Annotated in this window: 23 protein-coding genes; 15 read left to right on the top strand and 8 right to left on the bottom strand. The window is 61.6% G+C overall.

Annotated elements, in window-relative coordinates; all coding sequences use genetic code 11:
• Positions 1–12 precede the first annotated feature (12 nt).
• Complete coding sequence (locus PMI03_RS09970; protein ID WP_012651949.1) at positions 13–273, bottom strand: hypothetical protein; 261 nt, start codon at positions 271–273, stop codon at positions 13–15.
• Between the two features lie 158 nt (positions 274–431).
• Between PMI03_RS09970 and hemF the strand changes: the two genes are divergently transcribed.
• The 3 genes from hemF to PMI03_RS09955 all read left to right on the top strand — a co-directional run bounded on the left by hemF (position 432) and on the right by PMI03_RS09955 (position 2,032).
• Positions 432–1,343 (top strand): oxygen-dependent coproporphyrinogen oxidase, encoded by a 912-nt coding sequence (hemF, locus tag PMI03_RS09965; RefSeq protein WP_007692520.1) that lies wholly within the window; start codon positions 432–434, stop codon positions 1,341–1,343.
• Between the two features lie 90 nt (positions 1,344–1,433).
• On the top strand, positions 1,434–1,712 hold the full coding sequence (locus PMI03_RS09960) for a hypothetical protein (protein ID WP_007692518.1): 279 nt from the start codon (positions 1,434–1,436) through the stop codon (positions 1,710–1,712).
• A gap of 134 nt (positions 1,713–1,846) precedes the next feature.
• The gene (locus PMI03_RS09955; protein WP_007692516.1) at positions 1,847–2,032 is read left to right on the top strand and encodes a DUF1059 domain-containing protein; all 186 of its coding nucleotides are present in this window, start codon (positions 1,847–1,849) and stop codon (positions 2,030–2,032) included.
• Positions 2,033–2,048: 16 nt separating this feature from the next.
• On the opposite strand, the gene PMI03_RS09950 is transcribed toward PMI03_RS09955, so the two are convergent.
• Genes PMI03_RS09950 through PMI03_RS09940 form a run of 3 tightly spaced genes read right to left on the bottom strand, consistent with a single transcriptional unit; the run spans position 2,049 to position 4,557 of the window.
• Complete coding sequence (locus PMI03_RS09950) at positions 2,049–3,305, bottom strand: CCA tRNA nucleotidyltransferase (RefSeq protein ID WP_007692515.1); 1,257 nt, start codon at positions 3,303–3,305, stop codon at positions 2,049–2,051.
• Complete coding sequence (locus tag PMI03_RS09945) at positions 3,302–3,937, bottom strand: CoA pyrophosphatase (protein WP_007692513.1); 636 nt, start codon at positions 3,935–3,937, stop codon at positions 3,302–3,304. Before PMI03_RS09945 ends, PMI03_RS09950 begins: the two co-directional genes overlap by 4 nt.
• The gene (locus PMI03_RS09940; RefSeq protein WP_007692511.1) at positions 3,934–4,557 is read right to left on the bottom strand and encodes a DUF1285 domain-containing protein; all 624 of its coding nucleotides are present in this window, start codon (positions 4,555–4,557) and stop codon (positions 3,934–3,936) included. Before PMI03_RS09940 ends, PMI03_RS09945 begins: the two co-directional genes overlap by 4 nt.
• Positions 4,558–4,725: 168 nt before the next feature.
• Here PMI03_RS09940 and PMI03_RS09935 point away from each other — a divergent pair, with 168 nt between their 5' ends.
• Genes PMI03_RS09935 through PMI03_RS09915 form a run of 5 tightly spaced genes read left to right on the top strand, consistent with a single transcriptional unit; the run spans position 4,726 to position 12,015 of the window.
• A complete protein-coding gene (locus tag PMI03_RS09935; RefSeq protein ID WP_007692510.1) occupies positions 4,726–5,739 on the top strand; it encodes a MoxR family ATPase in 1,014 nt (337 codons plus the stop codon).
• A gap of 28 nt (positions 5,740–5,767) precedes the next feature.
• Complete coding sequence (locus PMI03_RS09930) at positions 5,768–6,688, top strand: DUF58 domain-containing protein (RefSeq protein WP_007692508.1); 921 nt, start codon at positions 5,768–5,770, stop codon at positions 6,686–6,688.
• Positions 6,685–9,510 carry a DUF4159 domain-containing protein gene (locus PMI03_RS09925; protein WP_007692506.1) on the top strand — a complete coding sequence of 942 codons (2,826 nt, stop codon included), beginning with the start codon at positions 6,685–6,687 and terminating at the stop codon, positions 9,508–9,510. Before PMI03_RS09930 ends, PMI03_RS09925 begins: the two co-directional genes overlap by 4 nt.
• A gap of 1 nt (position 9,511) precedes the next feature.
• The gene (locus PMI03_RS09920; protein ID WP_007692504.1) at positions 9,512–11,584 is read left to right on the top strand and encodes a hypothetical protein; all 2,073 of its coding nucleotides are present in this window, start codon (positions 9,512–9,514) and stop codon (positions 11,582–11,584) included.
• Positions 11,585–11,589: 5 nt separating this feature from the next.
• Positions 11,590–12,015 (top strand): GNAT family N-acetyltransferase, encoded by a 426-nt coding sequence (locus PMI03_RS09915; RefSeq protein WP_007692502.1) that lies wholly within the window; start codon positions 11,590–11,592, stop codon positions 12,013–12,015.
• Positions 12,016–12,050: 35 nt separating this feature from the next.
• Here the strand turns inward: PMI03_RS09915 and PMI03_RS09910 are convergent, their stop codons facing one another.
• On the bottom strand, positions 12,051–14,042 hold the full coding sequence (locus PMI03_RS09910) for a PhoX family phosphatase (protein ID WP_007692501.1): 1,992 nt from the start codon (positions 14,040–14,042) through the stop codon (positions 12,051–12,053).
• A gap of 142 nt (positions 14,043–14,184) precedes the next feature.
• Complete coding sequence (locus tag PMI03_RS09905) at positions 14,185–14,754, bottom strand: GNAT family N-acetyltransferase (protein WP_007692500.1); 570 nt, start codon at positions 14,752–14,754, stop codon at positions 14,185–14,187.
• 306 nt (positions 14,755–15,060) lie between these two features.
• On the opposite strand from PMI03_RS09905, the gene PMI03_RS09900 reads away from it, so the two are divergent.
• The gene (locus tag PMI03_RS09900; RefSeq protein ID WP_039973748.1) at positions 15,061–16,050 is read left to right on the top strand and encodes a glutathione S-transferase family protein; all 990 of its coding nucleotides are present in this window, start codon (positions 15,061–15,063) and stop codon (positions 16,048–16,050) included.
• 321 nt (positions 16,051–16,371) lie between these two features.
• Here PMI03_RS09900 and PMI03_RS09895 read toward each other — a convergent pair whose 3' ends face one another.
• Positions 16,372–16,863: an NUDIX domain-containing protein gene (locus PMI03_RS09895; protein WP_007692495.1), complete on the bottom strand. Its 492-nt coding sequence runs from the start codon at positions 16,861–16,863 to the stop codon at positions 16,372–16,374.
• Between the two features lie 68 nt (positions 16,864–16,931).
• On the opposite strand from PMI03_RS09895, the gene PMI03_RS09890 reads away from it, so the two are divergent.
• From PMI03_RS09890 to PMI03_RS09870, 5 genes are all read left to right on the top strand, one after another.
• A complete protein-coding gene (locus PMI03_RS09890) occupies positions 16,932–17,849 on the top strand; it encodes a metallophosphoesterase (protein WP_007692493.1) in 918 nt (305 codons plus the stop codon).
• A gap of 128 nt (positions 17,850–17,977) precedes the next feature.
• Complete coding sequence (locus PMI03_RS09885; protein ID WP_374189890.1) at positions 17,978–18,511, top strand: tetratricopeptide repeat protein; 534 nt, start codon at positions 17,978–17,980, stop codon at positions 18,509–18,511.
• Between the two features lie 213 nt (positions 18,512–18,724).
• On the top strand, positions 18,725–19,240 hold the full coding sequence (locus PMI03_RS09880; RefSeq protein ID WP_007692485.1) for an RNA polymerase sigma factor: 516 nt from the start codon (positions 18,725–18,727) through the stop codon (positions 19,238–19,240).
• 20 nt (positions 19,241–19,260) lie between these two features.
• On the top strand, positions 19,261–20,079 hold the full coding sequence (locus PMI03_RS09875) for an anti-sigma factor (RefSeq protein WP_007692483.1): 819 nt from the start codon (positions 19,261–19,263) through the stop codon (positions 20,077–20,079).
• Between the two features lie 114 nt (positions 20,080–20,193).
• The gene (locus tag PMI03_RS09870) at positions 20,194–20,391 is read left to right on the top strand and encodes a hypothetical protein (protein WP_007692482.1); all 198 of its coding nucleotides are present in this window, start codon (positions 20,194–20,196) and stop codon (positions 20,389–20,391) included.
• Positions 20,392–20,450: 59 nt separating this feature from the next.
• On the opposite strand, the gene PMI03_RS09865 is transcribed toward PMI03_RS09870, so the two are convergent.
• A complete protein-coding gene (locus tag PMI03_RS09865; RefSeq protein WP_007692476.1) occupies positions 20,451–20,855 on the bottom strand; it encodes a hypothetical protein in 405 nt (134 codons plus the stop codon).
• Between the two features lie 364 nt (positions 20,856–21,219).
• Here PMI03_RS09865 and PMI03_RS09860 point away from each other — a divergent pair, with 364 nt between their 5' ends.
• Complete coding sequence (locus tag PMI03_RS09860; protein WP_007692475.1) at positions 21,220–23,067, top strand: ABC transporter ATP-binding protein; 1,848 nt, start codon at positions 21,220–21,222, stop codon at positions 23,065–23,067.
• The last annotated feature ends 57 nt before the right edge of the window (positions 23,068–23,124 follow it).

Genomic DNA, 23,124 nt, shown 5'->3' with positions numbered 1-23,124 from the left:
GCAACATTCCCATCAATCCGCCGATGGAAGGCGCCGCATGGTGAACTCAATACGATCGCCGTCGACCTGTCGCCAGCTTTCGACTTCGGTCCAGTAAGCGGCTTTCGGGAAAGTATCGAACCATTCGCGCGCCTTGGCGCGGGCTTCCGGACGGCTGAGACAAAAGGTCTCGCGAACGAACTCGCTTTTTCTACCGGTCGGGTTTTCCTGCCGGTACCGGAATAGTCTACGTTTCAACCCATCGAGGGGCGGCGGTCCGGGTATCTTCATCATGAAACCTCGCCTTTAACAGGGAACATAATACCGCATTTGACAATTTGCGAGTCGATTCTCCTGCGAGGCAAGCGCGCTGGTTCCGCCACGATGTTGCTGATATTCAAGGCGACAAATCGAATCGCGGGCCTCTGGCCGCCCGCATCCGGAGAGCACATATGGAACGACCGAACCTCCCCAAGGAACTACCCGAGGACATCGAAGACAAGAAGGAAGCGGCACAAGGCTGGTTTCAGAGCCTGCGCGATGCACTCTGCGCCGAGTTCGAACAGCTGGAAGACGAGCTTGCCGGTCCGCTTTCCGATCAGACACCGGGTCGCTTCGTCGCCAAGGACTGGCAGCGGGAGAACGGCGAAGGCGGCGGCGGGCGCATGTCGATGATGGAAGGTCGCGTCTTCGAGAAGGTCGGCATCCATACCTCCACCGTCTACGGTGAATTCTCGCCCGACTTCCGTAGCCAGATCCCAGGTGCCGAAGAAGATCCGCGCTTCTGGGCCTCCGGCCTGTCGCTGATCGCTCATCCCGTCAATCCGAATGTGCCGACCGTGCACATGAACACCCGCATGGTGGTGACGACAAGCCAATGGTTCGGCGGCGGCTGCGATCTAACGCCGATGCTTAACCGGCGGCGCACGCAGGAAGACACCGACAGCGTCCTCTTCCACCGCGCGATGCAGATCGTCTGCGATCGCCACAAGGTAGCGGATTACCAGCGCTACAAGGCATGGTGCGACGAATATTTCTATCTGAAGCACCGCAATGAATCGCGCGGCATCGGCGGCATCTTCTTTGACTGGCTGCACTCCACAGAAGAGGCAGGCAGCTGGGATGCCGATTTCGCCTTCACCCGCGACGTCGGCCGCGCATTCTCCATGGTCTATCCTCGGATCGTCCGCTCGAACTTCAACGAAACATGGACCGAAGAGGATCGTGACGAACAATTGATCCGTCGCGGGCGCTATGTGGAGTTCAATTTGCTCTACGACCGGGGTACAATCTTCGGGCTGAAGACCGGCGGCAATGTTGAGTCGATCCTATCGTCCTTGCCGCCCGTGGTGCGTTGGCCGTAAGCGCCAACATTAAAACATCAGGAGCACCCTGAAATCACTCGGAGGAGTACCTAGGTTAGGTAATGCGCGTTTCAATCGGAGGAGATTGTAATGGCAGTACAGAATCAAGTTGCAGAGACTGCGAATGAACAGAAGCTCTCGCGTAGCGTCGACACGCCGGAGTTCATCGTTCGGCTGGCCGAGGATATGCGGGTCCGAAGCGGATCGGATCTGCCCCTCTCCTGCTTCATCGAGCAGGTCAGGATGCAGCTCGCCGGTAAGTCACCAGGCGAGATCGCCAGCATGGCGGCGGATCGTCCGGCACGACAAACGCCGGCTCCGAAATATCAATCTTCGGATTGCTTCAAGGCATGGGCCATGCCGGACTGATGTCTGGAAAGCATCGTCCGGCGGGGTGAAAGCCTTGCCGGACGCACGAAACCTTTCTCCACCTTTCGCGTTTCGACCTTCATGCCCCTACGGCATGAAGAGATGACATCACGTTGAAATATCAGGAGGCAGATATGCGACTGTTCGAATGTGGTACGCTCGTGCCCGGCTGCGACTGGCACACCCGCGCCAACGACGATGCCGAAGTGGTTCGTCGCGCCGTGGAGCACATGCGTAACGCCCATGGCGAGACGACCATCCGGGAAGGCATGGTCGATAACATCAAGGCACGCATTCGCGACGAAGCGAACGCCGCCTAGTCCCAGCCCATAGGCATCAAGAATCGATCAATTCCTTCAGCCGGGCGAGCAGAGCCGCCCGGTCCATGGCGAAATTGCCGTCGAGCCATTGCTGCTCGAGCTTGCCGAGAATTTCGCCGACCCGAGGCCCGGCGCTGACGCCAGCGGCCAGCGCATCCGCGCCGCTGACCGGAAAGGCCGGCTTCTTCCAGCCTGCCGTCCGCTCCAGCAGCTTGCCCAGCCGGGCCGTGCGCGCCATCTCCTCGAAATCACCCTCCGCCTTGCCCCGCGCAACGGCAAGCGCCAGCTTCAACCGAGCGGCGACGCCGGGCGTATCATAGCGGTAAAGCAAGCGGTCAAAGGCCGCTTCAGACATGTCGTCCTTGATACCTGGCGCATTCGCCCAGCCCTGCAAATAGGCGGCCTCTGCCTTCGACAACCGCAACCGCTCGGCAAGCTTTGCCAGTCTCGCGGCGTCCGGCGGCACGATGGCCGCAAGCCGCAGCAACGGATCTGACGTCCAGCCGAGCGCCTGTTCCGTGGCGATCAGCGCCGGAATGGCGTCGATGCCCCATTTTTCGGTTTCCGGCAGCACCTCGGTCAGGATCCCGACCTGCCGCATCCAGAGTAAAGCCCGGCCCGGATCCTTGGCCGCAAGCAGCTTCTTCATCTCCGACCAGACGCGCTCCGCCGACAGCGATGCGATCTTGGAGCGCGCCGCCGCGCAGGCACGCAACCCGTCGGCATCCGGCCGGCCGCTGCCGTAATAGGCGAAGAATCGAAAGAAACGCAGGATACGCAGATGGTCTTCGGCGATCCGCGTAGCAGCATCCCCGATGAAACGGATATTGCGGCGCTCAAGATCGGCGAGTCCGCCGACCATATCGATGACCTCGCCATTGTCAGAGGCATAGAGCGCGTTGATCGTCAGGTCGCGCCGCTCGGCATCCGCCTCCCAGTCATTGCTGAAGGCCACCTGGGCGCGCCGGCCATCCGTCTCAACATCGCGGCGCAAGGTGGTGATCTCAAACGGTTTCCCATCGATGACCAGCGTCACCGTCCCATGCGCGATGCCTGTCGGCACCGCCTTGACACCGGCGGCAGCAGCCCTTTCGATGACCGCCTCCGGCAACAAGGTCGTGGCGATATCAATATCGGCGACCGGCAGCCCCAGCAGGCTGTTACGCACCGCCCCACCGACGACACGCCCCTCGCCACCATCGGCGTTCAACAGGGACAGCACGCGCTGCAGGGCCTCGTCCTTGAACCAGGTCTGACCGGCAACGGAAGTCATGAATAAAGCCTTTCATAAAGCGTGCGGACAATGCCCGCTGTAATGCCCCAGATCATGTGCGATCCATAGGGCATACGATAGAACTGACGCTCGATCCCCTGCCAGACCATGCTGTCGGTGACGTGATGGTCCGGGTCCATCAGGAAGGAGAGCGGCACTTCAAACGCGTCCTCCACCTCGGTCGGATTGAGCGTCAGTTCGAAACCGGGCTTGACCACCGCAAGGATCGGCGTGATGCGAAAGCCGGTCGCCGCCAAATAATAAGGCAAGCGGGCCACCGGCTCTACGAAAATATCCGCCAGGCCGATCTCTTCGGCGGCCTCACGCATCGCCGCCATTTCCGGCGATGCATCCTCCGGATCGATGGCCCCGCCGGGAAAGGCGATCTGGCCGGAGTGCTTGCGCAGGGTCGAAGTCCGCAGCGTGAAGATGACCTTGGCGTCCTCGCCATCATCCACCACCGGCACCAGCACCGCCGCATCGCGCAGCGACAGGCCCTCGACCTGCAGGATCGTTTCGGGATTGAGCACATGGTCGCCATGGTCGCGCCAGGCAAGTTCGATCGGGCCGCCACTCTGATTGAGCGCACGACGCCGGAATTCACCGGCGGAATAAAGGGGGAATTCGCTCATCGCGTCAGCGCATCCAATTCGGCAACCGGCATGACGGGAAAGATAGAGGTGCCGGAGCGCACGCAGAAGATCTCCCGCCCGGCAATCACCACCGTCTCGCCCAGTTCAACGAGATCATACATCACCGCGCGTGTCACCAGCGCTTCCAGCCGGCCGCGAATATGCAGGTAGGGTTTCAGTTCGTCGTTGTCGCCGCGGATGACGAAGCGTATCGGATGTTCCCTGCCCGCCTCGACAACATCGCCGACATTGGTGCGGAACGTCAGCAGCCGATTGCCGTCACGTTCGGTCACGCTCATCTCGACGGCGACAAAGGGCGCATCGACGACACGGATGCCGACCTTTTCCACAGGCGTGACCAGATAGGTCTTTTCATCCGCATCCTTGCGCAGAACGGTGGAAAACAGCCGCACCAGCGGTGCGCGGCCGATCGGCGTGCCCATGTAGAACCAGGTGCCGTCGGCCCGGATTTCCATGTCGATATCGCCGCAAAACGGCGGATTCCAGCGATCGACGGGCGGCAGGCCTTTCTTGCGTCCGCCATTGTCGCCAGCCGCGCGCGAAATCAGCGCAGCCAGACTTGCCGCATCGCTCGTCGCCCTGATTTCTTCGCTTGCCATTGTTCCGTCCCGGTTTGCACTTAGTCCTGAATACAGCCGTTTCTCACGAGATAGTCATTCGAAACGCGCTTGTCAGCTATCTTCATGGCGGTAAGTTGTATTGAGTATGAGGCAAATGTGTAAGGTCTGCGAATCGCGCGTACCGTTTTTCAGCCGTTGGAGATGCAAATGGGCATGATCAAATCGACCGAAACGAGCCTCGATGACCAGGCCATGATCGCATCGGCCGAGCGGGCACTGGGCGATATCGCCACCATCCGCGACGAGGTTTCGAAGGTCATCTTCGGCCAGGAAAGCGTTGTTGAAAACACGCTTCTCGCCGTGCTTGCCGGTGGCCACGCTTTGCTTGTCGGCGTACCGGGCCTTGCCAAGACCAAGCTGGTGACCACGCTCGGCGCCGTCCTCGGCCTTGCCGCCAACCGCGTGCAGTTCACGCCGGACCTGATGCCGTCGGATATTCTCGGCTCCGAAGTCATGGACCAGGATGAAAGCGGCCGCCGCTCCTTCCGCTTTGTCAAAGGCCCGGTCTTCGCGCAATTGCTGATGGCCGACGAAATCAACCGCGCCTCGCCGCGCACGCAATCGGCGCTGCTGCAATCGATGCAGGAATATCACGTCACCATCGCCGGCCAGCGCTACGACCTCCCGGCGCCGTTCCATGTTCTGGCAACGCAGAACCCGCTGGAGCAGGAAGGCACCTATCCGCTGCCGGAAGCCCAGCTCGACCGTTTCCTGCTGCAGGTCGACGTCGACTATCCGGAGCTTGCCGACGAACGCCGAATCCTGCTCGAAACCACAGGTCTCAACGAAGCGACTCCGCATGCGGTGATCGATGCCGAACGATTGATCGAGATCCAGACGCTGATCCGCCAGATGCCGGTCAGCGACGGCGTCGTTGACGCCATCCTCTCGCTTGTGCGCTCCGCCCGCCCCGGCCAGGGCAATGCTTCGACCGACAAGCATGTCGCCTGGGGTCCCGGCCCGCGCGCCGGCCAGGCGATGATGCTCTGCGCCCGTGCCCGCGCGCTCTATGAAGGCCGGCTTGCGCCTTCGCTCGACGATGTGCACGCGCTGGCCGAGCCGGTGCTGCAACACCGCATGGCACTGACCTTTTCCGCCCGCGCCGAAGGCATGTCGGTGCGAGACGTGATTGCAGGGCTGGTCAAACAGTCAAGAACGTAACTCGGGATATCGAGGAGAGTATAAGCGCGTGGCATCCATCGGACAGATCGTCAGCCCGACCTCAGGCAATGATGCCCTCTCCCGCGCTCGCAGCCGTGCCGCCCTCGTGCCGGATTGCCTCGTCGAAGCCAAGCGCATCGCCAACACCGTCATTGCCGGCTGGCATGGCCGGCGCAAGCGCGGCATCGGCGAGAATTTCTGGCAGTTCCGCCCCTATAGCGAGGGTGAAAGCCTGTCGCGCATCGACTGGCGCCGCTCGGCCCGCGACGATCATACCTATATCCGCGACCATGAATGGGAAGCTGCGCACACAATCTGGCTCTGGGCCGACATGTCGCCGTCGATGATGTACAAATCGACCTACGGCCATGTCTCCAAGGAAAGCCGCGCGCTGGTGCTGATGCTGGCGCTTGCCGAAATTCTCGCCCGTTCCGGCGAGCGTGTCGGTTGCCCCGGTATCATGGAGCCGGTCTCCACCCGCAATGCCGCCGAACGGCTGGCGGCGGCGCTGATGCACACGCCGCTCGAAGGCGGACTGCCGCAGACAAGCATGATCCGCGGCTGGAGCGATATCGTACTGATAGGCGATTTTCTGGATGATGCCGACGATGTCATGAGCCGGATCGGGCCGCTTGGCCGCCGGGGACTGCGCGGCCATGTGGTCGAGATCGCCGACCCGGCGGAGGAAATCTTTCCCTATAGCGGCCGCACCGAGTTCAGCGACCCGGAAACCGGCACGAAGCTGGTAGCCGGACGGGCGGAAAACCTGCGCGAGGATTATCAGCGCGCCTATCTCGCCCGTCGCGACAGTCTCGGCCGATCGCTCCGCCATCTCGGCTGGACCTTCGTAAGCCACCGCACCGACCGGCTGGCATCGGAGGCGCTGGTCGCCGTGCATATGTATCTTTCCGGCATGCCGGCCCGGGCGATATCTGGAGGGCAGCCATGAGCGGTCTCTCCTTCGCATTCGCCTCCCCCGCAATCCTTGGCGCCCTGATCCTGCTTCCGGCGATCTGGTGGCTGCTGCGTCTCACCCCGCCGCATCCAAGGGCGGAGGTCTTTCCGCCTCTGCGCATCCTGGCAAAAATTCTGAAGCGTGAGGAAACGCCGGCGCGCAGCCCCTGGTGGTTGACGCTGCTGCGCATGGCACTCGCCGCCCTCGTCATCCTTGCCATCGCCAATCCGATGTTCAATCCGCGCACCAATACGCTGTCGAGCAGCGGTCCGCTGGTGCTGCTCATCGACAATAGCTGGGCGACAGCCTCCGACTGGGAGCGCCGCGTGCAGACGGCCGATGCACTGATCGACGATGCCGACGCCAAGGGCATACCCGTGTCCATCGCGTTTACCGCCGAACAGAGCAACGACAGCACGCCCGGCGCTGCGACAACTGCCCGCGACAGGCTGCATGCGATCAATCCGAGACCGCTGGTGCCCGATCGTCAGCGCGCGGCCCAGGCCATCAAGTCCGCCCTCAACGGCACCGAGCCGGGCACGATCGCCTTCCTCTCCGACGGCGTCGAAAGCAAGGACAAGGACGATATCCTCACCCAGCTCGCCGCCTTGAAGCCGAGCGAGCTGCGCCTGATCCAGGGCGACGGCGGCGATGTGCTGGCGATCACCGGCGCCACCAATGCCGCCAATGACATGACGGTTACCGCGACGCGGCTGAACGCCACCAACCCGCTCCGGCTGGGGCTATCCGCCCTCGACAACCAGGGACGGCCGATCGCGGCGGGTTCGCTGAACTTCGCCGGCGGTCAGACGGTTGCGACCGGCTCCATCGCTGCTCCCTTCGAGATGCGCAACGATTTCGCGCGCATCAGCATCGACCGGCATGCGAGCGCCGGCACCGTGCATCTGCTCGACGACGGCTTCAAGCGCCGGCGCGTTGCGCTGCTGTCCGGGCAGGCCGCCGACGAATTCCAGCCGATCCTGTCGCCGCTTTATTATATCCAGCGCGCCCTGCAGCCCTATGCCGACCTGGTCCAGCCGAACAGCGCCGATCTGGCAAAGTCGATCCCTGAACTGCTCGCCGGCAATCCATCCGTGATCATCATGGCCGATGTCGGTCGCCTGCCGCAGGAAAGCTATGGCCCGCTGCAGCAATGGATCCAGAATGGCGGCACGCTGGTGCGCTTCGCCGGACCGCGCCTCGCCGCCGCTCCCGCCGACGACCCGCTGGTTCCGGTAACGCTGCGCCAGGGCGAACGCACCTTCGGCGGCGCACTCTCCTGGGCCGAACCGCAACCGCTCGCCGATTTCCCCACCTTCGGCCCTTTCGCCGGCATGCCGAAGCCCGCCAACGTGCTTATCAAGCGGCAAGTGCTGGCCGAGCCGACGCCTGATCTTGCGGAACGCACCTGGGCAAGCCTTGCCGACGGCACGCCGCTGGTGACCGAAAAGCAGATGAAGGCCGGACGCATCGTCCTCTTCCATGTCAGCGCCGAACCGCAATGGTCCGATCTGCCGATCTCGGGTGACTTCGTCGAAATGCTGCGCCGTATCGTGCAGCTCTCCCGGTCCGGCGGCGTTAACTCGGGCAATAGCGCGCCGAAGACCAGCGAAGCCATGCCGCCCTACCGGCTGCTGACCGCCAAGGGTGCGCTGATCAGCGAAACCGGCGCTGCCCGTCCGCTCGAACAGAACAACAAAGGCACCATCACCGCTAATTTCGACAATCCACCCGGCCTCTACGGTTCGGAAGAAGGCTTTGCGGCACTCAATGTTCTGCCGGACGGCGCGCAACTGAGGCCCCTGGATGCCTCCGCAACGGGCCTCTCGGTCGCGCAAGAAGGCCTCATCGGCGGTGAAGCCTGGTCGGCCAAACCAATCCTTTTCACCATCGCCTTCCTGGTCCTGCTTGCAGACAGCCTGATCGTGCTCTTCATGAACGGCGCTTTCCCACGCCTTCGCAAGTCGACGAAGACGGCCGCAACCGGTGCCGCGATGTTGCTGCTCGCAGTTTCGGTTGCCACCTTCCTGCATCCGGGCAGCGCCTCGGCCGACGATTCCAAACCCGGCGACGACACCATCTTCTCGCGGCTCGACAAGACGCATCTTGCCTATGTCGTCACCGGCGAGTCCGAGGTCGACCGTATTTCCGAGCGTGGCCTTGCCGGCCTTTCCGATTTTCTGACCTATCGCACGACGCTGGAGCCCGGTCCTCCGGTCGCGCTGGATCCCGCCAAAGACGAGCTCGCCTTCTATCCGATCATCTACTGGCCGATTTCCGCCACCGCGCCGATGCCATCTAACGATGCCATCAACCGCATCGACGCCTATATGCGCAACGGCGGCACCGTGCTCTTCGACACGCGCGACGCCATCGACACCATGGGCGACAACACCACGCCGAGCCCGAACGGCCAGCGGCTGCAGGAAATCCTCGCCAATCTCGATATTCCCGCGCTGGAGCCTGTGCCGAAAGGCCATGTGCTGACGAAGTCTTTCTATCTGCTCTCCAGCTTTCCCGGCCGTTACGCCGACAGTCCGTTGTGGATCGAAGCACGACAGGATACGCGCGGCGACGGCAATGCCGTGACTTCGGCGGATGGCGTGACCCCGATCATGATCACCGGCAATGATTTCGCCGGCGCCTGGGCGATCGGCGACAATGGCGCGCCGCTGCTACCGACAGTGCCGCCTGACGAGACGCAGCGCGAATATGCCTATCGCACCGGCGTCAACATCATGATGTACATGCTGACCGGCAACTATAAGGCCGACCAGGTGCATATCCCTGATATCCTGGAACGGTTGGGGCAATAGAATGAATATCGGTTTCGCCCCCTTCCTGCCCTGGCCCGTTCTCGCCGCCCTCGCGGTGATCACGCTTGCCATTGCCGCGCTCGCGGTCTTCCGGCGCATGCGTGGCGGCTGGGTCCGCGCGCTGGCTGCCTTCGCCCTCTTGGCCGCACTCGCCAATCCCGTGTTGATGCAGGAGGATCGCGACCAGCTCTCCACCATCGTCCCCGTCATCGTCGACCGCAGCCTGAGCCAGCAGACGCCGGAGCGCATCAAGATGACCGACGAAGCGCTGGACGCGCTGAAGGACCGGCTGGCGCAATTCCCGCGCATCGAGCCGCGCATCGTCGAAGTGCGAGAACCCGCCGAATCCGAGTCTCCCTCGACACGGCTCTTCTCCGCACTCTCCTCGGCAATCGCCGATGTCCCGCCCGCCCGCGTGGGCGGCGCGATCTTCCTGACGGACGGTCAGATCCACGATATTCCAGGCGTCAACCAGGCGCTTGGCTTCGACGCACCGATCCACGGGCTGATCACCGGCAAGCCGGATGAGTTCGACCGTCGCATCGAAGTGGTGCGCGCGCCGCGCTTCGGCATCGTCAATGACGAGCAACAACTCGTGCTGCGTGTCATCGACGACGGCAAGAGCCCCGGCGGTACGGCAGACGTCACCGTCAAGATGAACGGCGATGAGATTGCGACGCTGCAGGCGACACCCGGTCAGGATACACCCTTCAGCTTCAAGGTGCCGCGCGCCGGCAACAACGTGCTCGAATTCGCCGTTGCCGAAGTGCCAGGCGAAGTGACGCCCATCAACAACCGCACCGTCCAGATGATCGAAGGCATCCGCCAGAACATGCGCGTGCTGCTGGTTTCCGGCGAGCCGCATGCCGGCGAACGCGCCTGGCGCAATCTGCTGAAATCGGACGCCTCCGTCGATCTCGTCCACTTCACCATCCTGCGCCCACCGGACAAGCAGGATGGTACGCCAATCAATGAGTTGTCGTTGATCGCTTTCCCGACACGCGAACTCTTCGTCGACAAGATCAACTCGTTCGACCTGATCATTTTCGACCGTTACCAGGACCGTCCCAACGTCCTGCCGACGATCTATTACGACTACATGGCCCAATATGTCGAAAACGGCGGCGCGCTGCTGGTGGCCGCCGGCCCTGAACACGCGGCCGGCAATTCGATCGCGCTGACACCGCTTTCCGCGGTGCTCCCGGCCGAGCCGACCGGGCAGATGATCGAGAAGCCCTTCTATCCGCGCCTGTCGGATCAGGGCCGCAAGCATCCGGTCACGCGCGGCCTCGACGGATCGGATACCGAACCGCCGCATTGGGGCCGTTGGTTCCGCAGCGTCGATGTCGAGAAGCCGCAGGGCCAGACCGTGATGGTCGGCGCCGACAGCAATCCGCTGCTGGTGCTGAACCGCGTCGGCCAGGGCCGTGTCGCCATGCTGCTGTCCGATGAAGGCTGGCTCTGGGCACGCGGCTTCGAAGGTGGTGGCCCGCATGTGTCGCTCTATCGCCGCATCGCCCACTGGCTGCTGAAGGAGCCGGCGCTCGAGGAAGAGGCGCTGACGGCGCGCGCCGCCGGCCGCACGCTGGAGGTGACCCGCCAGACGATCGGCGACGACCCCGGCCCCGCCACGATCAAGTCTCCCTCCGGCAAGACACAGACATTGCCGCTGAAGCAGACCGAGCCGGGGCTCTACCAGGCTGACAAGCGCATGGACGAGATCGGGCTCTACCAGATCGCCAACGGCAATCTCTCGACGCTGGTGCATGTCGGCGCCGTCGATGCGCCGGAGTTCAAGGCGATGATCTCGACGACGGAGACGCTGAAGCCTTTGGCGGAAAAGACCAAGGGTCTCGTTGCCCGGGTTGCGACCGCAGGCGGTGGCGTCACCGTCCCGCCGATCCTGCCGGTGCGCGGTGCCGTGCGTGTCGCCGACGATCAGCGCCTGACCATTCGCATGACCGACGAAACCATCCTGAAGGGCATCAACAACCTGCCGCTCTTTGCGGGCTTTGCCGGTCTTGCCGCCCTCCTCTTTGGCTTTTCCGCCATGTGGTGGCGTGAAGGACGGTGAGCACCATGTCGCGACTTGATGTAACGGACACTCCTTCCGAAAGCGACCTCGCGGCGATCAGCGAAGGCCTGACCGCCTTCAATGCTGCCGATGTCGGTCCGTCCGAGCGCCGCGCGCTCGCCGTCCTGATCCGCGATGAAAGCGGCAAAACCATCGGCGGCGCCTCGGGCTACACGGCCTGGGGCTGGCTGTTCACGGCATGGCTGTTCGTGCCGGAAACATTGCGTGGCCAGGGCACGGCCGGCAAGCTGCTGGAAGCGGCGGAGGCGGAAGCGTTGGCGCGAGGTTGTTTCGGCGCCTGGATCGATACCTTCAATCCGCAGGCACTGCGCGCCTATCAGCGGCAGGGCTACGCCATCTTCGGCGAGTTGCCGGACTTCCCTGCAGGTCGCAGCCGTTATTTCCTGCAGAAAAAACTATCGCCCCGCTAAGGCAGACGGGGCGATAGGCTGCTCTTTACAATGCTTTAGACGGCGATCTTGCCGCCGCCGGTCTTGGTGATAGCCACCACGGCGGGACGCACCGGCATGTCCGGCTTGAAGTCCGGCCAGCGTGTCGACAGATCCTCGTAATAGGACGGACGGCCGTGACCAGACCAGTCATCGCCGCCATCGCCCGGATGCTGCACAGCGACGAAAGCCGTTTGATCATCGGGCAGGAACAGCGGACCGCAAAGCTCGGCGCCGACGGGAACGCGATAGAACAGTTTCGAGGTCGCCCGCGCATCGCCTTCCGTATCGACGGCCCAGAGGCCATCGGTACGGCCGGTCACCTTGTTGCTGTTGCCGTCGGTCGCCACCCAGAGACGGCCGGCGGCATCGATGGAACAGTTATCCGGCATGCCGAACCAGCCATTCTTCGTCGTCTCGGTCGAGAAGGAAGCCCCGACGGCGGCAACGGAGGGATCGCCGCATTTCAGCAGCACTTCCCACTTGCCCTTGGTCGCCGAAAACACGCCATCCTCTTCGCTGATCTCGATGATGTGGCCGAAGGCGTTGTCGGCGCGCGGATTGGCGGCGTCGATTTGATCGGCCTTGCGCTTGCTGTTGTTGGTCAGCATGACATAGACCTTGCCATTGACGGCATTGGGTTCGATGTCTTCCGGCCGGTCCATCTTGGTCGCGCCGAGCAGATCGGCGGCACGGCGCGTTTCGATCAGCACGTCGGCCTGGCTGGCAAAGCCGTGTTCCGCCGTCAGCGGCCCCTGTCCGAACGTCAGCGGCAGCCACGCGAGCGTACCATCCTCGGAGAACTTGGCGACATAGAGCGTGCCATTGTCGAGCAGATCGAGATTGGCGGCTCGGTCGGCGGCATTAAAGGTACCGGCCGTCACGAACTTGTAGACATAGTCGAACCGTTCGTCGTCGCCGAGATAGAGGACCACGCGGCCATCCTTGGAAACGATATTGGCAGCACCCTCATGCTTGGTGCGACCGAGTGCGGTGCGCTTCTTCGGCACGGATTGCGGATCGAAAACGTCGACTTCGACGACCCAGCCATAGCGGTTCGGCTCATGCGGCTCCTTGGAGAGATCGAACCGGTCGTAGAAATTCGCCCATTCATAGCCGCCTTCCGGCACGCCGTAGCGCTTGTAGTTGGCCGCTTCCTTGTGGCCTTCGGGCAGCTTGCCGGAGAAATAGCCGTGGAAGTTCTCCTCGGCCATGATGTAGGTGCCCCAGGGCGTAACGCCGCCGGCGCAATTGTTGAGCGTACCGAAAATCTTGGCGCCGGTCGCGTCGGCCGAGGTCTTCAACCGATCATTGCCGGCAGCCGGACCGGTCAACTGCATCTCGGTCGTCGCGGTGATACGGCGATTGTATTTGCCGCCCGGAACGACCTGCCACTTGCCGTCGACCTTGCGGATCTCGACGATGGTGCCGCCATGGGCGGCCATCTCGATATCGACCTGCTCCTTGCTGAGCGGCGCTTGCTTGATCTTGCCGTCGGCGATCGTCACCAGGCCCGGAAACATCAGATGCGGGTTGGTATATTCGTGATTGACCACCAGCAGCCCATGTTCGGAGGAACCCTCCAGCGGGATATAGCCGACATAATCGTTGTTGTAGCCGAACTGGCGGCGCTGTGCCTCGGCGCTCTGGTTCTTCGGATCGAAGACCGGTGAATCGGCAAAGAGCGCATCGCCCCAGCGCAACAGCACATTGGCGTCATAGCCTTCGGCGACATGGTGATCGGCATCGACGCCGGCTTCGACTTCCTTGAAGGCGAAGGCCGAGCCGCCGGCCGCGCGTGCCTTTTCCGCGCTTACCAATGCGAGCGGCCCCACCGTCGCAGCGATAGCGGAAACAGCGAGCGACCCTTGCAGGAAGCCGCGGCGGGAAAAGCGACGTCCGATGATTTCCCCCATCGTCGGATTGTCGGTACAGTTATGGCCTTCCCCGTCAGCGTCTTCCAGCTGACTGGTCGGAAATATATCTTTTTGCGTGAGATTTTCAGTCATTGCACTACCCCCAAAAGTTTCGCAATCGCTCTTCATCAGAACAGGCAAAACTCTAGGTTGGCCGTATGACAGGTAGATGAAAAATACCCGCGTGAAGGAGCGCGCGGGCAGTACTTGGCCGGTTCTGTGGAAATCGTTGCGGTTAGACCGCGATCGCCACCGGCGGCAGATCTTCGTCGTCAATGTCCTCGGCAATGACGGCCGATACGGCGTCATCATGCCAGGCAATCGTGCCCTTCAGCCGCTCATGCGTATCAACAGCAAGCGGCACGACGAGCACCCGGCCCGGATCGACCGGCCCCGGAAATGCCAGCGCATTATAGGCGACCTTTTCGAAGCCGAGCGGGCCGTAATAGGGCGGATCGCCGACCAGGATGACGGCTTCCGACCCCTTGCGCCTGGCGGCCTCGATCGCGATCCGCACCAGTTCCCGGCCGATGCCCCGGTTCTTGTGCGACGGGCGGACGGCGAGCGGTCCGAGCAGATGCCCCTTGACCGAGCCGGCAAGCACCGGCGTCATCCGGACGGAGGCGATCGTCTCGCCGTCGTCGGCGCAGATGAAGGAAAGCGAGCGGTCATGCGGCCCCTGCTCGCGAATCCGCGCGGCAGCGCGGGCGAACCGGCCGGGACCGAATGCTTCTTCGTTGATGAGTTCGATGACAGCGTCGTGCGACGCATCCTCAGTGAGGTAGACCAGATCGTGCTTGTACATTAGACCAAAGAAACCAGATAGACAGACGGGATGGTTCTCGAAAACGCTTTTCGAGCGTTCGGGATCATCGGCGTCGTCGCAGGCTTCTGGTTGCTTTCATGACAAGCGGTCCTCAAAGTGTGACAAGCCGGATAGCAGGAAATTTTCGGTTCGTCCAATGCAAAATGTAGGCGACGGTTTGTTGGTGGATGATCGTGTCGGGATGATGACGTGACGCAGTGTTCATCGTTTATCGCCTCGAAATTCCGCACGCATGCCGTATCTTCCGGATCAAGTTTTCGACAGTATCCCCGAAAGGATGGAGCAATGGGCATGTTGGTTGACGGCGTCTGGCATGACGTCTGGTACGATACGAAGGAAACCAAGGGCCATTTCAAGCGCGCCGCCTCGCAGTTCCGCAACTGGGTCACCGCCGATGGCACACCAGGTCCGAGCGGTACGGGCGGCTTCAAGGCCGAGGCCGGACGCTACCATCTCTATGTCTCGCTCGCCTGCCCCTGGGCGCACCGCACATTGATCTTCCGCAAACTGAAGAAGCTCGAGGACCTGATCTCCGTTTCCGTCGTCGATCCGCTGATGTTGGAAAATGGCTGGGAATTCAAAGACAAGGATAGCGGCACGGTCGATCATCTCTTCGGTGCAAAGGCGCTCTGGGAAATCTACGTCAAGGCAGATCCGCACTATTCCGGCCGCGTCACCGTTCCCGTCCTCTGGGATAAGCAGACTGGTACGATCGTCAACAATGAGTCCGCCGAGATCATCCGCATGTTCAACAGCGCCTTCGATGGCCTGACCGGTTCGAAGGACGATTTCTACCCGACGGACCTCAGAGCCGGAATCGATGCCCTGAACAAGGTCGTCTACGACACGGTCAACAACGGCGTCTACAAATCCGGCTTCGCCGGCACACAGGAAGCTTACCAGCAGAATGTGCTGCGCCTGTTCGAAACCCTCGACATGCTCGATACACGTCTGGAGTCAAACCGCTATCTCCTGGGCGACCGGCTGACCGAGGCCGACTGGCGGCTCTTCACCACGCTCGTCCGCTTCGACGCCGTCTATGTTGGCCATTTCAAATGCAACATCCGCCGCATCGAGGATTATCGCAACCTGCCAGCCTACCTGCGTGACCTCTATCAGGTCCCTGGGGTCGCCGAGACGACCAACCTTACGCATATCAAGGATCACTACTACCGCAGCCACCGAACGATCAATCCGACCGGCATCGTCCCCGTCGGTCCCGATCTCGATTTTGACCGCCCGCATGGGCGCGAAGGATTGGCGAAGGCGGCTTGAGGTACGATCAATCTCTCCCCTTGCGGGCGAGAAAGCAAAATCTAGCATTTAGCGTCAGCTAAGTGCTAGATTTTGCAAGAGAGGGAGTAGGCAGGGACGCACTGAATCCTGAACTACTTCGCTCAAGAACATGACCCCCGCTCTTGCAATTTCAATGGCTTAGAAATTGCGCTGAGCTTTGAGCATGTAGAGCCTCCGGTTTCGCAATTCCTAAACCAGTGAAATTGCTTTCTCGCCCGCCAAGGGCGAGATAGGCTCCACATATACTGCCCGTTTGGCTTTCCACGTCGAACTGCGTCATGATATTCGGCACGAAAGCCGTCACCAATAGTTCGACGGCGTTTCACGCCCTTCCAGCTCCTTCAGCCGCCGATACGTCGCCTTGGTCGTCCCCATCGGCAGGGCGTCGAGCGGAAAGAAGCCGCTTTCGACGATCTCGAGATCCGGCTTGCGCGGCGCGGTCTGCTCGACTTGCACGCGGAAGAAGACGACATGGTCGCGCTTGCTGGTGCGGTTGTTGAGATAGACGTGGAAGAGCTGCGGCCTGCCCGATATCGCCAGATTGCCTTCTTCCCGCAATTCCTTCGCCAGCGCGTGCTCCACCGTCTCATGACGCTCGACGCCGCCGCCGGGCATGTGCCAGCCGGCGATATAAGAATGCCGCACCAGGAATATCCGCCCCTCCTCATCGAAACAGGCAGCCCGCACGCCCAGGGTCATGCTGCGGGTGAGCGCAAAATAGCTGTGGAGCATCCAACCAAGCAACCGTGCCCGCCAGCTGCGGGATTCGTCGGGAGCAGCGCCGTCGCTCATGCCGCGACCCCGCCGATGTGATCGGCTAGCGGCAAATGGATGTATTTGTTTTGACAATGGACTGGGCTATGTCTCAACCCATGTTCAAACTCGCGCATATTTCCGACGTTCATCTGGGTCCCTTGCCCCGGCTTTCGATCAGAGAACTCGCCTCCAAACGCATTACCGGATTTGTGAACTGGCACCGAAACCGGCGCAAGCATCTTTTCGGCGGCACCCTCGATCTTCTTCTGGACGATATCAGGGCGAAGCAGGCCGACCATCTCGCCGTAACCGGCGATCTCGTCAATCTCGGCAGCGGCATTGAGATCCGCACCGCCGCCGAATGGCTGAAGACCGTTGGCGACCCCGCCTTCACCTCCGTCGTTCCCGGCAACCACGATGCCTATGTGCCCGGCGCCTACGAGAAGGCCATGCGCGCCTGGTATCCCTATGTTCAGGGAGATCTTGCCCCGCCGGAGTGGCCGGAAGATCAGCACGTCTTTCCCTATCTTCGCATCCGCGACCGCGTCGCCCTGATCGGCTGCTCGACGGCGGTCGCCACGCCCCCCTTTGCAGCAAGCGGCTTTTTTTCCGCCCGGCAGGCGCGCGAGACGGTGAACATGCTGCGCGCCGCCGGCGAGGCCGGCCTCTTTCGCGTGGTGATGATCCACCATCCGCCGATCCGCGGCGCCACCAGCTTCTACAAGCGCATGATCGGCATCCGCCGCTTTGCCGCCGTGATCTCCACCGGCGGCGCCGAGCTGGTCCTGCACGGCCATACCCATCTGAATACGCTGCATTGGTTGAATGGCCCGATCGGCCCGGTGCCCGTCGTCGGCATCGCGTCCGCTTCGCAAGGCCCCGGCGGGTTGAAGCCGGCCGCCGCCTATAATCTCTTCACCATCGCCGGCCATCCGGGCGCGTGGGAGCTCAAGGCCGAACGCTTCAGCCTCAATGCCCATGGCGATGGCGTGGAGACCCAGGGCGTCGACATCCTGGCGTGATAAAGGTGGTATTTTATGAAAGCGAAGCTATCGTTTCGGTAGCGTTTTCGAATATCCGGAGCTACAATCCATCCAGGTGATTTCGGGAGGATGATATGGGCTTTCGCGTCGCGACGAAGAATTCCGCCATGACGGCGCTTGCCGCTGTGTTTCTGCTCGGCACCAGCCTGCAAGCCTTCGCCGCCGGCTCGGAGAGCGACGAGACCGCGCCGCCGCCGAAGACCAAGACGACCACCCAATGCAAGGACGGCGAAGTCTGGGACAAGGACAAGAAGAAGTGCGTGAAACCGCAGAAAAGCGGCTTCAACGACGACAAGCTTTTCCAGGCCGCGCGCGAGTTCGCCTATGCCGGCCAATATGACAACGCCATCACTGTCCTGAAGCTCGCCAGAAACCAGGACGATCCCCGCATTCTCAACTATCTCGGCTATTCCAACCGCAAGGCCGGTCGCATGGAGCTCGGCATGAGCTACTACCGAAAAGCCTTGCAGCGGGACGAGAACTATATCCTCGCGCGCTCCTACATGGGTCAGGCTTTGCTTGAACAGGGCGACGTCCAGGCAGCACGCGTGCAGCTCGTCGAAATTCGCGATCGTGGTGGCGAAAACAGCTGGGCCTATCGCTCGCTGCAGCAATCGCTGAAAGGTCAGATCACCTATTGAGATGGCGATGGGGCATCGTCTTTCTCAAGATCGTGTGAGACCGTGAAGAGGAAGTGTTCAACCGCTTTTTGAAGACTTGCGAAACGGCAGGAAAATGGTTCATACCAACACGGAACGATCCTTCGGCTCACACAGCTTTTTCACTAAGAAAAGCTGTCTTTTGCAGCAAGGCGCCCACAACACGACAAACCTCGACAGCTCCCTGGAAAGACAATGCCGACGCCGGTAGCAGCCATCGATATCAGACGCGATCTGGTCGGCCTTCTCCCGAAGCTCCGGCGCTTCGCCGTGACATTGACCGGCGATCTGAGCGAGGCGGATGAGCTAGTGCAGAGCGTCTGTCAGCGCGGTATTGCCAAATTCCATCTCTGGAACAATGACGGCCGGCTGGAAAGCTGGCTGTACACCATGGCCCGCCATCAATGGGTCGACGAGGCACGGCGCCACCGCCTGCGTTCCGTCACCAAGGGCGGCGCCCTGGAACAAGGCGAACTCGCGGCACCGGGCATACATGTTAATCCGGTCGAGGCGAGCGAAGCGCACCGGATGGTCACATCTTTGCCCGAAGGACTTGCCAGTGTCTTCCTGCTCGTCGATATCGAAGGGCACAGCTACAAGCAGACGGCCGATATTCTCGGCATCCCCCTGTCGACGGTGACGTCGCGGCTTTCCAGCGCCCGCCTTCACCTTGCCGCCCAGGGACACAGTCGTTCGCCGCGAAGGTTTTAGCATTGCAGGACATGAAGAAAATGCCGCTCGAAGCCCGCCTGTCCGCCTTTATGGACGGCGAGACGAGCCGTGAGGAGAAGGACGAGCTGGAGCGGCTCATCGCCTCGGATCCGGAAGCGCGACGGATTTTCGACGAGCTGAGGCATGGCTCCGATGTCGGCCGCAAGGCTTTCGAGGAAGTGCTGAAGGAGCCCGTGCCGCTGGCGCTGGTGCGCTCCATCAAGAGCGCGCAGGCCCCGAAGGCGCGTGAGCCCGCTCCCCGGCTTTCCCGACCGTCCCTCAAGCTTGCTCCGACCGGACGCCAAGCGCTCGCCACCGCCCTCATCCTCTTCGTCGTCGGCGGCGGCATTGGCTATCTTCTTGGTGTCCTGCCGCCCAGCGCGCCCCCAGCTCCCCCGGTCTCCTCGGCACAGAGCCGCACCTGGCTCGACGACATCGCCGCCTACCACCGCATCTATTCGCGCCAGCCGCACCATGTCGTCGAAGTGCAGGCGACCGAAGCCGACGAGATCAGCAAATGGCTGACAAGCACGGTCGGCGTGAAGTTCAACGTGCCGGATCTTGCCGCCGACGGGCTGGTCTTCCAGGGCGCGCGCATGTTCATTGCCGACGGCAAGCCCGCCGGCCAGTTGATCTACAAGAACCTCGATGGTGACATCATCGCCATCTGTTTCACGAAAGATGACGGCGTCGCGGACAACGGCAATCTCGATGAAACGATCAAGGACGATGTGAGCATCGTATCCTGGCATCGCAACGGCACCGCCTATGCCGTCGTCGGCCCCTCCTCCGACGCAATGCTCGACGAGATCGCCAACCGCGTCTCGACGGAAATCTGAGCTGGCGGCTGGCCGAAGTCCTGGCTTGCGGCCTTGCCCCGGTGGGAGGATACTGTTTGTCAGCCAATCGCACCCGTAGGGATCACCCAACGGATGCCTCCCTGGAGATCGACCATGTCCGACATCTTTCTGACTATCCCGGAGATTGACGAGCGTATTGCGGTCATCAGGGGCAACCTGCGTGAATTGATCGAGCAAGCCGCCGCCTATTCCGGCGCAGCGGACGAGGAACGGGCATCGGAACGCATCGCCGATCAGGAAGAAGAGCTCGAACGCCTGATCAAGCGTCGCGACGAGCTTTCCAAGACTTAAATCCTGAACACGGAGAGACGGGAGTAACAGACTACCCATTCGCGTCTCTCGTTGCAGGATCAGTGAGACGGCGCAGGCAAAGCCGTCGTCGCAGTTTGCTCGCCGGTAAAGATGATGACAGCGAACAGCAGTACGCCGATGAAAGTGACGATCGACGCCACGGCCACCACCGGCTCCATGGCCATATTGCCGAGCAGCATGAAATAGAGCGACGGCACCATCACCGCGACGCCCGCCGTGTAGATGTAATATTGGATCATCGCCAGCCGCCTTTCCGCCTTTCGTGGGTTCAGCGCATGATAACCGCCGAATATCGCCATGGTCACCCAGCCGAGAAGATTCGCATGTGCATGGGCGCCAATGACGCTGTGATCCTCGGTGATCGCCATATTGAGACCCATCCCGATTCCGATGATCAGGAATATAATCGCCGTCTTGAAGTATAGATTGGCAATGCGTGGCATGATTTCCCCCATGAGTTTGTTGGGTCTCAAAAATATCACACGTACGCATTTCCGAAAATACAGATTTAAAGATCACCATCAGGGGTGTTTTCTTTACAAATTCCAATCTTTACATGTACTTCTGAGTTAACGAGCAGTACTGACGTCAATACTGGATGAGAGCACCCGCGCCGATGGCACGAGCCAGAAAACCCTACTGACATCGCCGCCGTCATGCGCTATACAACCACCAAGCGACTTTCAGAGGAGAGCACTTTGATGAGACCCCACGGTACAGGAAACCACCGCTGAAAAGCAGTGCCGTGAAAGGCTGTTTGCTCAGCCCATCCGTCAAATTGCCATCTCTCGCCCCTGGAGGGCACTCATGTTTCGTCGCTTCGAAAAGCTCGTCGATCCATTCCAGCACTATGACGACCTGACCCCGCAGTCGGACGCCTGGCTGTATCTCAAAAGCAATCTGCATCCCTTCCGTTTCGTCATGACCATGAGCCTTGCGCTCACCGTTATCGGCGCGGCGATTGAAGTCTGGCTGATCGGCTATACCAGCCAGCTCGTCGATATTCTGGCAGCCGCCCGCCCGGATCAGCTATGGGCATCCCACGGCCCCGGCTTACTTGCCGCTGCCGCGCTCATTCTCATCGGGCGGCCGATTGCCGGCTATCTCCGGGAAAGCCTCGACGACATCGCATTCCGCCCGAACGCCGAGACATTGGTCCGTTGGCGAGCCCATCGCCATGTGCTCAGACAATCGGTGGGTTGGTTCCGCCAGGATTTTTCCGGACGTATCGCTGCCCAAGTGCGCGATATCGGCAACTCCGCCACCGGAGCAGCCTATGCGGTGCTGCATACGCTGTCCTTCGTCATCATTTATGTCGCCGGCTCGCTCTGGCTTATGGCCTCGATCGATCTGCGTCTTATCTGGCCGCTGCTGATCTGGGTCGGCTGCTATCTCGGTCTGATGGCCGTCGTCATCCCCAAGCTGCGCAAGGCATCGGAGGAATTCCAAGGCGCCTATGCTTCCCTGACCGGCATGCTGGTCGATACCTATGCCAATATCGACATCATCAAGCTCTTCGCCAATGCGGCCGAGGAAGATCGTGAAGGACGGGAGCGTTTCGCGGCAGCCCGCGAGACGTTCGTACGGGTCCAGAAGCTCGAGGTCATGGTCAATTCTAGCATGCTGTTCCTTGGCAGCTTTCTGATCGTCGGGCTGGTCGGTTATGCCGTCATCCTGTGGCAGAGCGGCAGCGCGCCGCTTGGCCTCATCGCCGCCTCCCTCGCCTTGAGCTTTCGCATCACCGGCATGGCCGAATGGATGCTCGATGCGGTATCGTCGCTGTTCAGCCATTTCGGCGCCATGCGGCAATCGCTGCTGACCGTAGCGCAACCGCTCGTCATTGCGGATGAACCCGATGCGCGCGAGCTTGTCATCAACAGCGGCGAGATCGCCTTCCGAGACGTGACGCACCACTACGGCAAGGGCAATGGCGGCCTGAACGGTGTCTCGCTGCAGATAGCGCCGGGCGAAAAAATCGGCCTTGTCGGTCGCTCCGGCACTGGCAAGTCGACACTCGTCAATCTGCTGCTGCGGTTCTTCGATCCCGAAGCTGGCGCCATCGAGATCGACGGCCAGGATATCAGCAGGATCGCCCAGGAAAGCCTGCGCCGGCAGATCGCCATGGTCAGCCAGGATGCCGCCCTGCTCCACCGCTCCGTTCGAGACAACATCGCCCATGGAGACCCGCGCTTTTCGGAGAGCGCGATTGCAGCGGCACTCGACAAGGCGGCCGCGAGCGGATTCGTCGCCACCCTGCGAGACCACGAAGGCCGCACCGGCTACGATGCACATGTCGGCGAGCGCGGCGTCCAGCTTTCCGGCGGACAGAGGCAGCGCATCGCGCTTGCCCGCGCCATCCTGAAGGACGCGCCGATCCTCGTGCTCGACGAGGCTACATCCGCTCTGGATTCGGAGGTGGAGGCTGTCATCCAGGATACGCTCTATCGCGTCATGGAGGGCAAGACGGTGATTGCCATCGCCCACCGCCTCTCGACCATCGCCCGTATGGATCGCATCGTCGTTCTCGACCAAGGGAGGATCGTCGAGAATGGCACGCATGGCGAACTGCTCAGTCGAAACGGCATTTACGCCGCTCTCTGGGCACGCCAGTCCGGCGGCTTCATCGGCGACGACGATCCCGCTTTGGCCGAATAAGCAGAAACAAAAAATCCCCTCGATCATCTCGAGGGGATTTTGTCTTCGCTAGACTTT

It is taken from the genome of Rhizobium sp. AP16 (genome assembly GCF_000281735.1).
GTDB classification, from domain to species: Bacteria; Pseudomonadota; Alphaproteobacteria; order Rhizobiales; family Rhizobiaceae; genus Rhizobium; species Rhizobium rhizogenes.
This window is presented reverse-complemented; position numbering and strand designations above follow the sequence as displayed.

Coding starts and splice junctions, on each gene's coding strand:
- PMI03_RS09895 (WP_007692495.1), bottom strand. CDS start 16,863: ATGAGCGACGGCGCTGCTCCCGACGAATCCCGCAGCTGGCGGGCACGG.
- PMI03_RS09960 (WP_007692518.1), top strand. CDS start 1,434: ATGGCAGTACAGAATCAAGTTGCAGAGACTGCGAATGAACAGAAGCTC.
- PMI03_RS09945 (WP_007692513.1), bottom strand. CDS start 3,937: ATGAGCGAATTCCCCCTTTATTCCGCCGGTGAATTCCGGCGTCGTGCG.
- PMI03_RS09860 (WP_007692475.1), top strand. CDS start 21,220: ATGTTTCGTCGCTTCGAAAAGCTCGTCGATCCATTCCAGCACTATGAC.
- PMI03_RS09875 (WP_007692483.1), top strand. CDS start 19,261: ATGCCGCTCGAAGCCCGCCTGTCCGCCTTTATGGACGGCGAGACGAGC.
- PMI03_RS09890 (WP_007692493.1), top strand. CDS start 16,932: ATGTCTCAACCCATGTTCAAACTCGCGCATATTTCCGACGTTCATCTG.
- PMI03_RS09940 (WP_007692511.1), bottom strand. CDS start 4,557: ATGGCAAGCGAAGAAATCAGGGCGACGAGCGATGCGGCAAGTCTGGCT.
- PMI03_RS09955 (WP_007692516.1), top strand. CDS start 1,847: ATGCGACTGTTCGAATGTGGTACGCTCGTGCCCGGCTGCGACTGGCAC.
- PMI03_RS09915 (WP_007692502.1), top strand. CDS start 11,590: ATGTCGCGACTTGATGTAACGGACACTCCTTCCGAAAGCGACCTCGCG.
- PMI03_RS09935 (WP_007692510.1), top strand. CDS start 4,726: ATGGGCATGATCAAATCGACCGAAACGAGCCTCGATGACCAGGCCATG.
- PMI03_RS09900 (WP_039973748.1), top strand. CDS start 15,061: ATGGGCATGTTGGTTGACGGCGTCTGGCATGACGTCTGGTACGATACG.
- PMI03_RS09905 (WP_007692500.1), bottom strand. CDS start 14,754: ATGTACAAGCACGATCTGGTCTACCTCACTGAGGATGCGTCGCACGAC.
- PMI03_RS09885 (WP_374189890.1), top strand. CDS start 17,978: ATGACGGCGCTTGCCGCTGTGTTTCTGCTCGGCACCAGCCTGCAAGCC.
- PMI03_RS09970 (WP_012651949.1), bottom strand. CDS start 273: ATGATGAAGATACCCGGACCGCCGCCCCTCGATGGGTTGAAACGTAGA.
- PMI03_RS09865 (WP_007692476.1), bottom strand. CDS start 20,855: ATGCCACGCATTGCCAATCTATACTTCAAGACGGCGATTATATTCCTG.
- PMI03_RS09925 (WP_007692506.1), top strand. CDS start 6,685: ATGAGCGGTCTCTCCTTCGCATTCGCCTCCCCCGCAATCCTTGGCGCC.
- PMI03_RS09910 (WP_007692501.1), bottom strand. CDS start 14,042: ATGACTGAAAATCTCACGCAAAAAGATATATTTCCGACCAGTCAGCTG.
- hemF (WP_007692520.1), top strand. CDS start 432: ATGGAACGACCGAACCTCCCCAAGGAACTACCCGAGGACATCGAAGAC.
- PMI03_RS09920 (WP_007692504.1), top strand. CDS start 9,512: ATGAATATCGGTTTCGCCCCCTTCCTGCCCTGGCCCGTTCTCGCCGCC.
- PMI03_RS09950 (WP_007692515.1), bottom strand. CDS start 3,305: ATGACTTCCGTTGCCGGTCAGACCTGGTTCAAGGACGAGGCCCTGCAG.
- PMI03_RS09880 (WP_007692485.1), top strand. CDS start 18,725: ATGCCGACGCCGGTAGCAGCCATCGATATCAGACGCGATCTGGTCGGC.
- PMI03_RS09870 (WP_007692482.1), top strand. CDS start 20,194: ATGTCCGACATCTTTCTGACTATCCCGGAGATTGACGAGCGTATTGCG.